Below are 13,348 nucleotides of genomic sequence, written 5' to 3' on the forward strand. Positions count from 1 at the left end.
CTTCATCCAGTGATAAGGGCTCAATCAATGGGGTGTAGCGTGCGAAAATATCGCGTATCTGGCGTGACGCCTCTTTATAGGCATCGAAGCGTCCAGGCAGTAACTTCAGATGCGGGCAGAGCTTGAGCGCCATTGCCGTCGGCATCGCGCTGCGCACGCCATATTTGCGCGCGGGATAGTTGGCGGTGCTGATGACGCCACGCTGCACACGGCTGCCGCCAATGGCGATAGGTATATCCGTTAATGAAGGATCGTCGCGCATTTCAACGGCCGCGAAAAAGCAGTCCATATCGACATGAATGATTTTGCGCATACGCCCTCCGAATACTGGATAAGTATACAGCAGTAAAAAACTTCGGCAATATTTGTTGAGCGATGAATTAAAGTTTACAAAATTCTGGTCGTAATCCCTTTAGGATTGCACCATTTTCACGGAGACTGTCTTGATTAAACCTCAGACAATGTTAATGTTGCGCTGCGGTAGCGGATATTTCCGATAATGCAATACCAAGACGCTCAGCGTCATCGTCTCTCTTCACTTCAAGGTACACACAGAATGGGCAGAATCGCATTGTGGCTTGCGATGATTCTTATGCCAGTCCTTAGCTGGGCCATTTCGCCAGAGCCAACGCAACTGTCGGCACCGGTGAGCAAAGAGTTAAAGAAACAATTACTTGGCACTCCTGTTTTTATTCAGATCTTCAAGGAAGAGCGTACGCTGGAACTGTACGGCAAAATCGGTAATGAATATCGTCTGCTGGACAGCTATCGCATTTGTAATTTCTCTGGCGGATTAGGGCCTAAGCGTCGTCAGGGCGATTTTAAAAGTCCGGAAGGGTTTTATAACGTTAAGCTGAACCAGTTAAAACCGGACAGCCGTTTCTACCGCGCGATTAATACCGGCTTCCCGAATCAATACGATCGTGATAAAGGCTATGACGGTAACTATTTGATGATTCACGGTGATTGCGTCTCAATTGGCTGCTACGCCATGACCAACGCATCAATGGACGAGATCTTTACCTACGTCAACGCTGCGCTGCGCAACGGTCAGCAGGATGTACAGATCAATATCTATCCGTTCCATATGACCGATAGCAACATGCAGCGTCATCGCTACTCAACGTACATCAACTTCTGGCGTGAACTGCAGCCGGGTTATGCGTACTTTGAGAAGTACCACATACCGCCAACGGTTAATGTGACGACGACGGGTCAATATGCGGTGAACAGCACGCCGGTGATTTCTACACCGGATGCTGCTTCGAAGTCATTCCTGGCGCTCACCCAGGCAAAATAATGCCCACTCGCCTGGCACTATTCGGTGCCAGGTTTCATTTCCTGTCAGCGGCTGTGTCGCAATCACCGTCACAACGTCCTTCGGCGTTGTTTGCTGCATAAAATCAATTTCTACATCCTGATCGAGCAATTTGGCTTTGCCAAAAGGCGCACGACGAGTGATCCAATACAGATTGGTCGAGCAGAACGCCATCAGATATCGACCGTCCGACAGCAGCATGTTAAACACGCCCTTCTCGCGCATCTCAGCCGCCAGCTCAGCAATGTAGCGAAATACCGCCGGCCAGTTGCCCGGAGTGCGCGGATAACGCTCAGACAGCTTATGCAGGATCCAGCAAAACGCTTTCTCACTGTCCGTTTCGCCAACGGGGCGGAAAGTCCCGGTTTCCAGCTGTTTGTAGCCTTTCAGCTGCCCGTTGTGCGCGTAGGTCCAGTTACGTCCCCACAGCTCACGGGTAAACGGATGAGTGTTTTCCAGCGACACTTCACCACGATTCGCCTGGCGGATATGAGCGACCACGGAATGTGATTTGATCGGGTATTCCTGCACCAAACGGGCGATCGGTGAGTTAAAGCTGGGCTGAGGATCTTTGAATGTGCGGCACCCTTTTCCTTCATAGAAAGTGATGCCCCAGCCATCTTTATGTGGCCCGGTTCCGCCGCCACGCTGCACCAGACCGGTAAAACTGAAACAGATGTCCGTGGGGACATTGGCGCTCATCCCGAGCAATTCGCACATAGCAACCGCCTTAAGTCAGCACTCCCGCGTGAGCAGGAGTGACGCGTCATTACTTAACCATCTCTTTTTCGATCAGCAGCATCAGGATATGAATCACTTTAATGTGAATCTCCTGAATGCGGTCAGCGTAGCCAAAATGCGGTACGCGAATTTCGATGTCCGCTGTGCCTGCCATTTTGCCGCCATCTTTACCGGTCAGGGTAATCACTTTCATCCCTTTGGCGCGTGCCGCTTCGACCGCTTTGATGATGTTCGCCGAGTTACCTGAAGTGGACAGGCCCAGCAGCACGTCGCCTTCACGGCCTACGGCTTCGATATAGCGCGAGAACACATGGTCATAACCAAAATCGTTGCTGACGCAGGAAAGGTGGCTTACATCAGAGATGGCAATCGCCGGGTAGCCAGGACGATTTTCACGGTAGCGCCCCGTCAGCTCTTCAGCAAAGTGCATCGCATCACAGTGAGAACCACCGTTGCCACAGGAGAGCACTTTGCCCCCTGCTTTGAAGCTGTCTGCCAGCAAGACTGCCGCGCGCTGAATCGCGTGAATGTTCGCTTCGTCACTCAGGAATTGATTAAGCGTATCGGCTGCTTCATTAAGTTCTGAGCGAATAATGTCCTGATACATAGGGATGTCCTTTAGAGGAAAGATTTACTCTGCAAGTTTAACGGAATGGGACAAAGCCGCAAAGCGCCTGCATCGGGGAAAAAGGCCCAGGCTTTGCCATTCCTGCTCTGTTGGTGTCCAGAGAGTGCGATTTTGTGAGTTCTGTTGTAATTGCGATGTAAACAGATTGCTAAAAAGCGGTCACTGCTCTAAACCTTACCTTATAACAGGTCAGACCTCTTACAACTTACGGAGCGGTTCATTATGTTGCTTGCCTCGATTGTCGCGACGCTGATTGTCATTAGCGCCCTCTTTTACCATCAAGTTTCGCTGCGGCTCAGCAGCGTAATCCTGTTGCTATGGACCGCCGGGCTGGCTGCTGCAGGCCTGTGGACGCCGTGGCTGCTGCTGCCACTGGCAATTATCCTGCTGCCCTTCAATCTGCCGGCCATGCGTCGCAGTATGTTCTCCAAACCTGCGCTGCACAGCTTCCAGAAAGTGATGCCGCCGATGTCGCGTACGGAAAAGGAAGCGATTGATGCCGGTACGACCTGGTGGGAAGGCGATCTGTTTCGTGGCAAGCCAGACTGGCAGAAACTGCACAACTATCCGCAGCCACGTCTGACGGAAGAGGAACAAGCCTTCCTTGAGGGGCCGGTCGAAGAAGCCTGTCGTATGGCGAATGATTTCCAGATCACTCACGAACTGGCCGATCTTCCGCCGGAACTGTGGGCGTATCTCAAGCAGCATCGCTTCTTCGCCATGATCATTAAGAAAGAGTATGGCGGCCTCGAATTCTCCGCCTATGCTCAGGCGCGCGTGTTGCAAAAACTGGCGGGCGTTTCCGGGATCCTGGCGATCACCGTGGGTGTACCTAACTCACTCGGCCCAGGCGAACTGTTGCAACATTACGGCACCGATGAGCAGAAAGATCACTATTTACCACGTCTGGCACGCGGCGATGAAATTCCGTGCTTCGCGCTGACCAGCCCGGAAGCGGGTTCGGATGCGGGTGCCATTCCGGATACTGGCGTGGTGTGCATGGGCGAATGGCAAGGCCAGCAAGTGCTGGGCATGCGCCTGACATGGAACAAGCGTTACATTACGCTGGCACCGATTGCTACCGTGCTTGGCCTGGCCTTTAAACTCTCCGATCCCGATCATCTGCTGGGTGAGACTGAAGAGCTGGGCATTACCTGCGCCCTAATCCCGACGCAAACGCCGGGCGTAGAGATTGGCCATCGCCACTTCCCGCTTAACGTGCCGTTCCAGAACGGTCCAACACGCGGTAAAGATATTTTCGTGCCGATCGATTTCATCATCGGTGGCCCGTCGATGGCCGGTCAGGGCTGGCGTATGCTGGTTGAATGTCTGTCAGTCGGTCGCGGTATCACCTTGCCTTCCAACTCGACCGGTAGTCTGAAAAGCATTGCGCTGGCAACCGGAGCTTATGCGCATATCCGTCGTCAGTTCAAAGTCTCTATCGGTAAAATGGAAGGCATCGAGGAACCGCTGGCACGCATTGCCGGTAACGCCTACGTGATGGATGCAGCGGCTACACTTATCACTAGCGGCATTATGCTGGGTGAAAAACCGGCGGTGCTGTCGGCGATTGTGAAATATCACTGCACCCACCGCGGCCAGCGCGCCATTATCGATGCGATGGATATCGCCGGCGGTAAAGGCATTATGCTGGGCGACAACAACTTCCTGGCGCGAGCTTATCAGGGCGCACCGATTGCGATTACCGTGGAAGGCGCCAATATCCTGACGCGCAGCATGATCATCTTTGGCCAGGGCGCGATTCGCTGCCATCCATGGGTGCTGGAAGAGATGAACGCTGCGGCTAAAAACGATCTGGTGGCCTTTGACCGTGCCTTGTTCAGCCATATTGGCCATGTCGGTAGCAACAAAGTGCGCAGTCTGTGGCTCGGTTTAACCGGAGGCCGCACCAGCGCGTCGCCAACCCGCGACGTGACCCGCCGCTACTATCAGCAGCTCAATCGCCTGAGCGCCAACCTGGCACTGCTGTCAGATGTGTCGATGGCGGTGTTAGGCGGCAGCCTGAAACGTCGTGAACGTATCTCAGCACGTCTGGGGGATGTGCTGAGCCAGATGTATCTCGCCTCTGCCACCCTGAAACGCTTTGACGACGAAGGCCGCAATGAAGCCGATCTGCCGCTGGTGCACTGGGGCGTACAGGATGCGCTGCATCAGGCTGAGGTGGCGATGGATGACCTGCTGCGTAACTTCCCTAATCGCCTGGTGGCAGGCGCGCTGCGCATCGTGATTTTCGCCGGTGGCAAACACTGCCCGGCACCGTCTGACAAACTGGACCACAAGCTGGCGAAGCTGTTGCAACTGCCGTCAGCCACCCGTACGCGTCTGGGCCGTGGCATGTACCTGACGCCAAGCGAACACAATCCAGCAGGCCAACTGGAGCAGGCGCTGCAGGATGTGATGGCAGCGGAAGTGATTCATGAACGTCTTTGCCAGCAGCAGAAAAAACATCTGTCGTTTACCCGTCTGGATGCGCTGGCACAGCGTGCGTTGAAAGAGGGCTGGATTGATGAGAGCGAAGCCAAAGTGCTGACGCGCGCTGAAGCCAGCCGTCTCAAAGCCATCAACGTCGATGAGTTTGTGCCGGAGGCACTGGCCTCACCGAAGCCGCAGGATAAAGGCGCCACACGCGCCAGTGAAGCGGCATAAAACGAAAAAGCCTCCTGACGGAGGCTTTTTTAATGGGGCCAGGCATAACTTATCCCGCATACATACAGCGGTTTCGCTGCCAAAGCGGGCAGTGAATGGCGCAGTTATAAGATTGAAGCCTGACTTACCCCGCCTGACGAATGCGCGCAATCAGCGCATCGACATCCGCAATATGATCTGCCGCGAGAATCAACGTACGGCCCAGCGTGATGCAACTGCGAATACATTCTGTCCGCATGGTATCATCGGCGATCTGTTTGAAGTCGGCCACGTGAGACATGCCCACGGTGCGACGAATCAGTTCCGTGCCGCAATAACCAATGGTGTCGCTCCATACTTTGCGCAGGAAGGCTTCCGCATAGCCCGGATACGCCAGCGCCACATCAGAAGTGTTGGCGTGTGCCAGTTCTAGGAAGCGGCTGGAGAACTGCGTCCAGACCTCATGCGCATCGCTCAGACGACGCTCGCGCCCTTCTGCCGCTTCACGCGGGGCCAGCAGGCCCGGCAGGCAGCAGTAGTTAATCAGCAGATTGCCAATCGCGCTGCCAACATCAAAGCCTATCGGACCGAAATAGCCAAACTCCGCATCGATCACCTTCAGGCTACCATCGGCCACGAAGATTGAGCCGCTGTGCACATCGCCGTGCAGCAGCGCTTCGGCATCCGCAAAGAAGCGGTGCTTCAGCCCGGCCACCGCGATTTTCAGCGCATCGTCAGTGCGCAGGCTGACCACCAGCGGCTCCAGTGCCGCCGGGTATTTATTACGCTCGTGATCGATAAAGGGATCGTTGAAGAACAGGTCTTCGGTGATTTCGCACATTTCCGGGTTAATGAAACGCGCGACTTCGGCCTTTTTCTTGTGCGGATGCAGGAAAAAATCAGAAGTATGGAACAGCGTCTGCGCCAGATATTCGCCCAGCTGACGACCCGCTTCAGGGTAGTAAGCTCCTTGCACCAGCTCGCCGCGCCAGATGCGATGGCTGGAGAGATCTTCCATCACCATCACCGCCAGTTCGGCATCGTAATGGGTGACGTTAACCGTGTGCTCTGGGCAATGTTTATAGTGTTCAACCAGCGTCTGTGCTTCGAGGCGCGCGCGATCCAACGTTAACGGCCAGGACTCACCCACGCAACGCACATAGGGCAGTGCCTGTTTCACCACCACACGGCTCTGTCCCAGGTTATCGAAAATCTTGAACACCAGGTTGAGATTACCATCGCCGATCTCTTCTGCGCTGACCAGCGCTGACGGATCGTCCACACCGCCAAATTTTTTAGCATATTCCACCGCATCAGCAGCGGTGAAGGTACGGTATTGCGACATTGCCTGTTCCTCGACATTCGATAGTAATAAGCCGTTTGGACGTCTATACATCCGTCACGCATGTTGGCACAATAGCCGCTATTAACGCAACAGGGATTTCACACCATGCAAACACTTCGTACCACCAGTCTTGAGGTCCGCGATAATCAACTGTGGATCCTCGACCAGCAAGCGCTACCACAACAACAAAACTGGCTGCCTGCGCACACTGTGACGCAGTTGGTTGATCATATCCATGCGCTACGCGTGCGCGGCGCCCCGCTGATTGGCCTTTCAGCCAGCTTGCTGCTGGCGCTGTTGGGCGAGCAAGGTGTCGCCCGCGCGGCATTGGCGGAAGCGCTGGAGGTGTTGCGTGCGTCACGCCCGACTGCCGTCAACCTGATGAACAATCTGGATCGTATGAAGATTGCGCTGGCGGAGAGCGATCACGTAAACGCCCTGAGCGCCGAAGCGCTGCGCCTGGTGGCAGAAGATAAGCAGCTGTGTGACAACATTGCCCGCGCCGGCAGCGCGCTGGTCAAGCCGGGCAGCCAGCTGCTGACGCACTGTAATACCGGTGGTCTTGCCACCGCTGGCGTGGGTACCGCACTGGGCGTGATTGCGCATGCCCATCAGCGAGGTTTAGTCAAAAGCGTCTGGGTGGACGAGACGCGACCACTGCTGCAGGGCGGTCGTTTAACCGCGTGGGAGCTGGGCGAGCTGCACATTCCCTACCAGCTGATCACCGATTCGATGGCTGCAAGTTTAATGGCGCGCGGCGTGGTCGATGCGATCTGGGTCGGCGCAGACCGCATTGCCGCTAACGGCGACGTGGCGAACAAAATCGGCACCTACAGCCTGGCGGTACTGGCGCACTATCACGGCATTCCGTTCTATGTGGCGGCGCCGCACACCACGCTGGATCGTCAATGCCCGAACGGCGATGCTATCCCGATTGAGCAGCGCGCCGCCAGCGAAGTCACCGGCGTGTCAGGCAGTTTTGGTAGTGTGCAGTGGGCACCGGAGAATGCGGTGGTCTACAACCCGGCGTTTGATGTCACGCCAGCTGCACTGATTAGCGGCTGGGTGTTGGATACTGGCGTCGTGACGCCAGAGCAGGTTAAGGAAGGGATTTTTCAGCCTTAAGGGTGCACCAGATGGCGTATCCTGTGTTGACGGTGCGCCAGAAATGAAAAAGTCGCCATAAATGGCGACCTTATGATGACGAGCCCTATGTTGTCAGATGCACCCTGAAGAGTGCCCCTTCAATGGCTGATTCCATTTATTCGTATGCAGGTTTAAGCGCACAGCGCGTTATGCCAGACGAGGGTAAGCATCCGCAATCTTGTCGCCAGTAAAGTTGGCGATCCAGCCTTCCTGATTATCGAAAATACGAATCGCGGTAAAGTGCGGCTCAGAACCCATATCAAACCAGTGCGCCGTGCCCTCAGGTACTGAAATCAGATCGTTCTTCTCACACAGGATCTGGTACACCTCACTGCCAATATGCAGGCAAAACAGTCCAGACCCTTCGACGAAGAAACGCACTTCATCTTCGCTGTGCGTGTGTTCATTGAGGAATTTTTCACGCAGCGTCGTTTTGTTCGGGTTGTCTGCACGCATACTCAGCACATCCCAACTCTGATAGCCCTTCTCTGCCACCAGACGGTCAATTGCGTGCTGATAGGCTTTGATCACCGTTTCAGCGTCAGGGTCGTTACCCAGATCGCGATCCGCTTCCCAACGCTCAAAGCGGACGTTTTTGGCGTTCAGGCGCTCGCGAATCGCCTCGGCATCGGTACTGTGCCACAGTGGCTGGCTGGATTCGGTATCGCTAAAAATTGTCAGTGCACTCATGTTAAATCGACTCCGGATTAATCTGCGAAAAATCGTTTACCTGGTGATGGCGACTGGCGTTATCGGCCTCGCCACGAATTAACTGCAATGTGTGCCAGCCTGCTTGTGCCGCGGCATCCAGTTCCTGATGGATATCTGACAGGAACAGCAACGAAGAGGGTGCCAGGCCAATGTGTTCGGCGATGTTGTGATACGACTGGGTTTCACGCTTGGCGCCAACCGCTGTATCAAAATAGCCGCTAAACAGCGAGGTTAAATCACCTTCATCGCTGTAGCCAAATAACAGTTTCTGCGCAGGCACCGATCCCGAGGAATAAACATACAGGGCAATCCCTTGTTGCTGCCAGCGTTCAAAGGCGGGCAGCACATCGGGATAAAGGTGGCCGGTGAACTGACCTTCAACATAACCCGCACGCCAGATCATCCCTTGCAGCGCTTTCAACCCCGGCGATTTGCGATCTTCATCGATAAAACCGATCAGCGTGGCGATGAGGTCATCCAGCGATGCTTGTGGCGCCGCTGACTCTTCACGCACTGCGTTTAGCGCCGCAACCACCTTCTCATCCATTTGGTTATCCCGCACGAAGGCTGCCAGATGCTGACGTGCATAAGGAAACAGGACATTGTGCACAAACTGGATATCACTGGTGGTGCCTTCAATATCAGTAACAATCGCGCGAATCATTGGGTCTCCAGCAGTCGACGTTGCAGTTCACATTCAAACAGGAATTCCAGCCCTTCCAGGTGGCGGCGCGCTTCGTTGACGTCTTTGCCCCAGCAGGTTAAGCCATGACCACGTAACAGGAAGCCGTACCGCAACGGCGTGTCCGCCGCAAAAGCTTCAATGCGCTGCGCCAGTGCCTCAATATCCTGGTCGTTATCAAACAGCGGAATCGCAACGGTATTGAGATGCGTGTCCTGACCCGCGAGGGTTTTCTGCATCTCGTAGCCGCTCAGCAGTAATGCACTGCCCTTCTCTATACGCGACAGTACGGTGGAATTCACCGTATGGGTATGCAGTACAGCCCCGGCCTGTGGGAACAAGCGATAAATTAGGGTATGCAACCCGGTTTCCGCCGACGGTTTACGTCCCGAAGGGACACTGTTTGTCGCGATCTCCACCTGAATAAAGTCATCACGCGTCAAACTGCCTTTATCTTTACCTGATGCGCTTAGCAGGCAATATTCGGCATCCTGGCGCACCGACATGTTTCCGCCCGTCGCGGGTGCCCAGCCTTTTGCGCCAATCCAGTGGCAGGCGGCCACTAAATGTTCCAGTGGGAGAAAATCCGTCATAGTGAAGGTGAGGCTCCGCAGTTGTTTTAGACGTCTAAGCGTCTCGATTGCCAAATATTAGCATCCTGTGTAGAGTGGCAGCAACACAGGGTTTCTCCGCATCGACATTCGCGCTTAAGGCCACTAAATAATGACGCAGCTCAACCTGACTCCCGAGAGCAAATTACCGGCGCTCGGCACCACGATTTTCACGCAAATGAGCGCCCTTGCCGCGCAGTTCAACGCCATCAATTTATCACAGGGTTTTCCGGATTTTGACGGCCCGCAATATTTACAGGATCGTCTGGCCTATCATGTGAGCCAGGGCGCAAACCAATATGCGCCGATGATCGGTGTGTTACCCCTGCGTGAAGCGATTGCCGATAAAACGGCTGAGCTTTACGGTCACACGCCCGATGTTAACAACGATATCACCGTGACCGCGGGCGCGACCGAGGCACTGTATGCCGCGATTACGGCGCTGGTGCGTCCGGGCGATGAAGTGATCTGCTTCGATCCCAGCTACGACAGTTACGCGCCTGCTGTTCAACTGGCCGGCGGCGTGCTGAAACGCATTGCATTGCAGCCACCGGGATTCCGCGTTGACTGGAGTGAATTCCGCAGCTTGCTGAGCGCGAAAACCCGTTTAGTCATTCTGAATACGCCGCACAACCCTTCTGCGACCGTGTGGCGAAAAAGCGATTATGCCGAGTTATGGCAGGCGATCGCTGAGCAGGAAATCTATGTGCTGAGCGATGAAGTCTACGAACACATCTGTTTTGATGCAGAGGGCCACGCCAGCGTGTTAGCGCATGCCGAGTTACGCCAGCGTGCCGTTGCCGTCTCTTCGTTTGGCAAAACCTTCCATATGACCGGATGGAAAGTGGGCTACTGTGTTGCACCAGCAGCGATCAGCGCCGAAATCCGTAAAGTACACCAGTATCTGACGTTTTCGGTTAATACCCCGGCGCAGCTGGCGATTGCCGATATGCTGCGTCAGGAGCCGGAACACTATCGTGACCTGCCGGCCTTCTATCGTGAACGCCGCGATTGCCTGGTTGATGCATTGTCGGGTAGCCGCTTCAAGGTGTTGCCGTGCGAAGGCACTTACTTTGTGCTGCTGGATTACAGCGCCATTTCCGATCTGGATGACGTCAGTTTCTGTCAGTGGCTAACCAAAGAAGTGGGCGTGGCAGCCATTCCGCTGTCGGTATTCTGTGCCGATCCGTTCCCGCACAAGCTGATTCGCCTGTGCTTTGCCAAACAACCCGCGACACTTATCGCCGCTGCGGAGCGCTTATGTCAGCTTTAAAAATTACCGTTCTGCAGGAAACCCTGAGCTGGATGGACGGCGAAGCCAACCTGCATCACTTCGATGGCGTATTGAAAGGCATTGAAGGTCGCGATCTGATTCTGCTGCCCGAAATGTTCACCACGGGTTTTGCCATGGAAGCAGCAGAGAGTTCGCTGCCGCAGCAACAGGTCATTGAATGGCTGCACAGCCATGCGAAAACCAGCAATGCGCTGGTCGGTGGCAGCGCAGCCATCCAGACCGAAAAAGGCGCCGTGAACCGTTTTCTGCTGGTTGAACCGAATGGCACCGTGCACCAATACGACAAACGTCATCTGTTCCGCATGGCCAATGAACATCAGCATTACGTTGCGGGTGATACGCGAGAAGTGTTCACCTGGCGCGGCTGGCGTATTCTGCCGCAGATTTGTTACGACCTGCGTTTCCCGGTGTTCTCACGCAATCACAATGATTACGATCTGGCGCTGTACGTTGCCAACTGGCCAGCACCACGTGCGCTGCACTGGCAGTCTTTGCTGATGGCCCGTGCGATTGAAAATCAGGCGTACGTTGCCGGTTGTAACCGTGTCGGCAGCGATGGCAACAGCCATCAGTACAGTGGAGACAGCCGGATTATTTCGCCATTGGGCGAGATTCTGGCCGCAGGCGAGCCTTTCGCCCGCGCCCGTCTCGATGCGGAATTGTCGCTGGACGATCTGCAAGCCTATCGCGAACGCTTCCCGGCGTGGCGAGATGCCGATGGCTATACATTGAAGTAAACGCCTTGCCGCGTCTTTCTGGCGCGGCTTCCTCTCTTTTTTAATTTTTGTTTCCACATTGGAAACACCCCTAACTTCGGCTACAATGTTTCCATGTTGGAACATGCCGAGGGAATGATGCACGTTATTTCAAGGAAGATGTTTGCTGAGGCTGCATTGCGTTTTCCCAATGATGCAGCAGCACTGGACGCCACTTACCGGACTTTACATGGCAGAGATTTTGCCGATCCTGAAGCGCTTAAAGATTTCTTTCCAAGCCTGGACCGAATGAAATATCGGGCGAAATGGTGGGTAATCAATGTTGGCGGTAACAATCTCAGGTTGATGTTTTTCGCCGATTTCATCGCTGGACGTATTTTCATTAAGCACATCAGTACTCATGCTGAATACGACAAATTAGTTACGTTCTATCGGGAGAACAAAGAATGATCGCCGAAGCTATTCAGGCCTCAGATAACCTGATTAAAGCCGTCCCCCTGCTTGGCGGTAGTCAATCGAAAGCAGATTATGAGCAAGCGCTAGAGCTGGTTGAGTATTTGGTTGAGCATCAGCCTTCTCATCCTCTGATTGATATGCTTGCTGATAAAGTCGCGAAATACGAAGAGCACGCGCCGGAATTTTCAGCCTTCAATGCACGCATTAAGACTCTGCCAGGTGGAGTCGCGCTGCTACGAGTTTTGATGGATCAACACGATTTGAACCAATCATCTTTCACTCAGGAAATTGGTCAGCGTTCGTATGTTAGCCGGATTTTGAAAGGTGAACGTAAGTTAACGGATAAGCATAAAGCTGCGCTGGCAAAACGTTTTAACGTGCCGTTTGAGGCATTCCGCGAAGATTAAACAGAAAAAAGCCGCAGCGTGTCACCGCTGCGGCTTTAGTGTGATTACAGATCGAAGCGATCCAGATTCATCACTTTGGTCCAGGCTGCCACGAAGTCATTGACGAACTTCTGTTTGGCATCGCCGCTGGCGTAGACTTCGGCCAGTGCGCGCAGGATAGCGTTGGAACCAAATACCAGATCGGCACGCGTGGCGCTGTACTTCACTTCACCGCTGGCACGATCGCGGCCTTCGAACAGCTCGGCGCTCTCATCGGTAGCGCGCCATGCGGTGCGCATATCCAGCAGATTGACGAAGAAGTCATTGCTCAGTACGCCGACACGATCGGTGAACACACCGTGCTGACTACCATCGAAGTTGGTGCCCAGCACACGCAGACCACCCAACAGCACGGTTAATTCCGGTGCACTCAGCGTCAGCTGTTGTGCTTTATCCAGCAGCAGGGTTTCGGTGGATGAGCCACCTGCGATACGACGATAGTTACGGAAACCATCAGCCAGAGGTTGCAGCACGTCAAATGACTCTACCTCAGTTTGATCCTGACGCGCATCCACACGGCCCGGTGTAAACGGCACTTGCACCGCCACGCCCGCCGCCGCGGCACCCATTTCAATACCCACGCCGCCGGCCAGCACGCTCACATCCGC

General features: G+C 54.5%; 14 protein-coding genes and 1 pseudogene. 7 read left to right on the plus strand and 8 right to left on the minus strand.

What is annotated here, in order from left to right:
* Positions 1-313: pseudogene (locus tag H7A81_RS20130) on the minus strand (DNA polymerase IV); the annotation flags it as partial.
* A 243-nt stretch (positions 314-556) separates the two neighbouring features.
* Between H7A81_RS20130 and dpaA the strand changes: the two are divergent.
* Positions 557-1,300: a peptidoglycan meso-diaminopimelic acid protein amidase gene (gene dpaA / locus H7A81_RS20135; RefSeq protein WP_058961547.1), complete on the plus strand. Its 744-nt coding sequence runs from the start codon at positions 557-559 to the stop codon at positions 1,298-1,300.
* Here the strand turns inward: dpaA and H7A81_RS20140 are convergent.
* Positions 1,271-2,038 carry a class II glutamine amidotransferase gene (locus H7A81_RS20140; protein WP_058961548.1) on the minus strand — a complete coding sequence of 256 codons (768 nt, stop codon included), beginning with the start codon at positions 2,036-2,038 and terminating at the stop codon, positions 1,271-1,273. The two genes, dpaA and H7A81_RS20140, sit on opposite strands and share 30 nt — an antisense overlap.
* 49 nt (positions 2,039-2,087) lie before the next feature.
* Positions 2,088-2,666, minus strand: a complete 579-nt coding sequence (lpcA, locus tag H7A81_RS20145) for a D-sedoheptulose 7-phosphate isomerase (protein ID WP_182058525.1) — start codon at positions 2,664-2,666, stop codon at positions 2,088-2,090.
* 243 nt (positions 2,667-2,909) lie between these two features.
* Between lpcA and fadE the strand changes: the two genes are divergently transcribed.
* Positions 2,910-5,354: an acyl-CoA dehydrogenase FadE gene (fadE, locus tag H7A81_RS20150; protein ID WP_182058526.1), complete on the plus strand. Its 2,445-nt coding sequence runs from the start codon at positions 2,910-2,912 to the stop codon at positions 5,352-5,354.
* Between the two features lie 124 nt (positions 5,355-5,478).
* On the opposite strand, the gene mtnK is transcribed toward fadE, so the two are convergent.
* Positions 5,479-6,678, minus strand: a complete 1,200-nt coding sequence (gene mtnK, locus H7A81_RS20155) for an S-methyl-5-thioribose kinase (protein WP_058961550.1) — start codon at positions 6,676-6,678, stop codon at positions 5,479-5,481.
* A gap of 105 nt (positions 6,679-6,783) precedes the next feature.
* On the opposite strand from mtnK, the gene mtnA reads away from it, so the two are divergent.
* On the plus strand, positions 6,784-7,803 hold the full coding sequence (gene mtnA / locus H7A81_RS20160; RefSeq protein ID WP_182058527.1) for an S-methyl-5-thioribose-1-phosphate isomerase: 1,020 nt from the start codon (positions 6,784-6,786) through the stop codon (positions 7,801-7,803).
* Positions 7,804-7,971: 168 nt separating this feature from the next.
* On the opposite strand, the gene H7A81_RS20165 is transcribed toward mtnA, so the two are convergent.
* The 3 genes from H7A81_RS20165 to H7A81_RS20175 are packed head-to-tail and all read right to left on the minus strand — an operon-like array spanning position 7,972 to position 9,810.
* On the minus strand, positions 7,972-8,514 hold the full coding sequence (locus H7A81_RS20165; RefSeq protein WP_182058528.1) for an acireductone dioxygenase: 543 nt from the start codon (positions 8,512-8,514) through the stop codon (positions 7,972-7,974).
* A gap of 1 nt (position 8,515) precedes the next feature.
* Complete coding sequence (mtnC, locus tag H7A81_RS20170) at positions 8,516-9,199, minus strand: acireductone synthase (RefSeq protein ID WP_166933635.1); 684 nt, start codon at positions 9,197-9,199, stop codon at positions 8,516-8,518.
* Positions 9,196-9,810, minus strand: a complete 615-nt coding sequence (locus tag H7A81_RS20175; protein ID WP_182058529.1) for a methylthioribulose 1-phosphate dehydratase — start codon at positions 9,808-9,810, stop codon at positions 9,196-9,198. The genes mtnC and H7A81_RS20175 overlap by 4 nt, the downstream gene beginning before the upstream one ends.
* A gap of 130 nt (positions 9,811-9,940) precedes the next feature.
* Between H7A81_RS20175 and H7A81_RS20180 the strand changes: the two genes are divergently transcribed.
* The 4 genes from H7A81_RS20180 to H7A81_RS20195 all read left to right on the plus strand — a co-directional run bounded on the left by H7A81_RS20180 (position 9,941) and on the right by H7A81_RS20195 (position 12,701).
* Positions 9,941-11,101 (plus strand): pyridoxal phosphate-dependent aminotransferase, encoded by a 1,161-nt coding sequence (locus H7A81_RS20180; protein ID WP_182058530.1) that lies wholly within the window; start codon positions 9,941-9,943, stop codon positions 11,099-11,101.
* Positions 11,089-11,859 carry an amidohydrolase gene (locus H7A81_RS20185; RefSeq protein ID WP_182058531.1) on the plus strand — a complete coding sequence of 257 codons (771 nt, stop codon included), beginning with the start codon at positions 11,089-11,091 and terminating at the stop codon, positions 11,857-11,859. Before H7A81_RS20180 ends, H7A81_RS20185 begins: the two co-directional genes overlap by 13 nt.
* Positions 11,860-11,976: 117 nt before the next feature.
* Positions 11,977-12,288, plus strand: coding sequence for a type II toxin-antitoxin system HigB family toxin (locus H7A81_RS20190; RefSeq protein ID WP_034825429.1), 312 nt, complete (start codon positions 11,977-11,979; stop codon positions 12,286-12,288).
* A complete protein-coding gene (locus tag H7A81_RS20195; RefSeq protein WP_034825376.1) occupies positions 12,285-12,701 on the plus strand; it encodes a type II toxin-antitoxin system HigA family antitoxin in 417 nt (138 codons plus the stop codon). The genes H7A81_RS20190 and H7A81_RS20195 overlap by 4 nt, the downstream gene beginning before the upstream one ends.
* 44 nt (positions 12,702-12,745) lie before the next feature.
* On the opposite strand, the gene H7A81_RS20200 is transcribed toward H7A81_RS20195, so the two are convergent.
* On the minus strand, positions 12,746-13,348 hold a 603-nt coding region (locus H7A81_RS20200), incomplete at its 5' end, for a peroxidase family protein (protein WP_304622197.1).

The organism is Pantoea sp. ME81, from assembly GCF_903970985.1.
In the GTDB taxonomy this organism is placed as follows: Bacteria; Pseudomonadota; Gammaproteobacteria; order Enterobacterales; family Enterobacteriaceae; genus Pantoea; species Pantoea communis.

Bases quoted from the DNA above. Each gene is read 5' to 3' on its own strand.
- dpaA (WP_058961547.1), top strand. From the start codon at position 557: ATGGGCAGAATCGCATTGTGGCTTGCGATGATTCTTATGCCAGTCCTT.
- H7A81_RS20140 (WP_058961548.1), bottom strand. From the start codon at position 2,038: ATGTGCGAATTGCTCGGGATGAGCGCCAATGTCCCCACGGACATCTGT.
- lpcA (WP_182058525.1), bottom strand. From the start codon at position 2,666: ATGTATCAGGACATTATTCGCTCAGAACTTAATGAAGCAGCCGATACG.
- fadE (WP_182058526.1), top strand. From the start codon at position 2,910: ATGTTGCTTGCCTCGATTGTCGCGACGCTGATTGTCATTAGCGCCCTC.
- mtnK (WP_058961550.1), bottom strand. From the start codon at position 6,678: ATGTCGCAATACCGTACCTTCACCGCTGCTGATGCGGTGGAATATGCT.
- mtnA (WP_182058527.1), top strand. From the start codon at position 6,784: ATGCAAACACTTCGTACCACCAGTCTTGAGGTCCGCGATAATCAACTG.
- H7A81_RS20165 (WP_182058528.1), bottom strand. From the start codon at position 8,514: ATGAGTGCACTGACAATTTTTAGCGATACCGAATCCAGCCAGCCACTG.
- mtnC (WP_166933635.1), bottom strand. From the start codon at position 9,199: ATGATTCGCGCGATTGTTACTGATATTGAAGGCACCACCAGTGATATC.
- H7A81_RS20175 (WP_182058529.1), bottom strand. From the start codon at position 9,810: ATGACGGATTTTCTCCCACTGGAACATTTAGTGGCCGCCTGCCACTGG.
- H7A81_RS20180 (WP_182058530.1), top strand. From the start codon at position 9,941: ATGACGCAGCTCAACCTGACTCCCGAGAGCAAATTACCGGCGCTCGGC.
- H7A81_RS20185 (WP_182058531.1), top strand. From the start codon at position 11,089: ATGTCAGCTTTAAAAATTACCGTTCTGCAGGAAACCCTGAGCTGGATG.
- H7A81_RS20190 (WP_034825429.1), top strand. From the start codon at position 11,977: ATGCACGTTATTTCAAGGAAGATGTTTGCTGAGGCTGCATTGCGTTTT.
- H7A81_RS20195 (WP_034825376.1), top strand. From the start codon at position 12,285: ATGATCGCCGAAGCTATTCAGGCCTCAGATAACCTGATTAAAGCCGTC.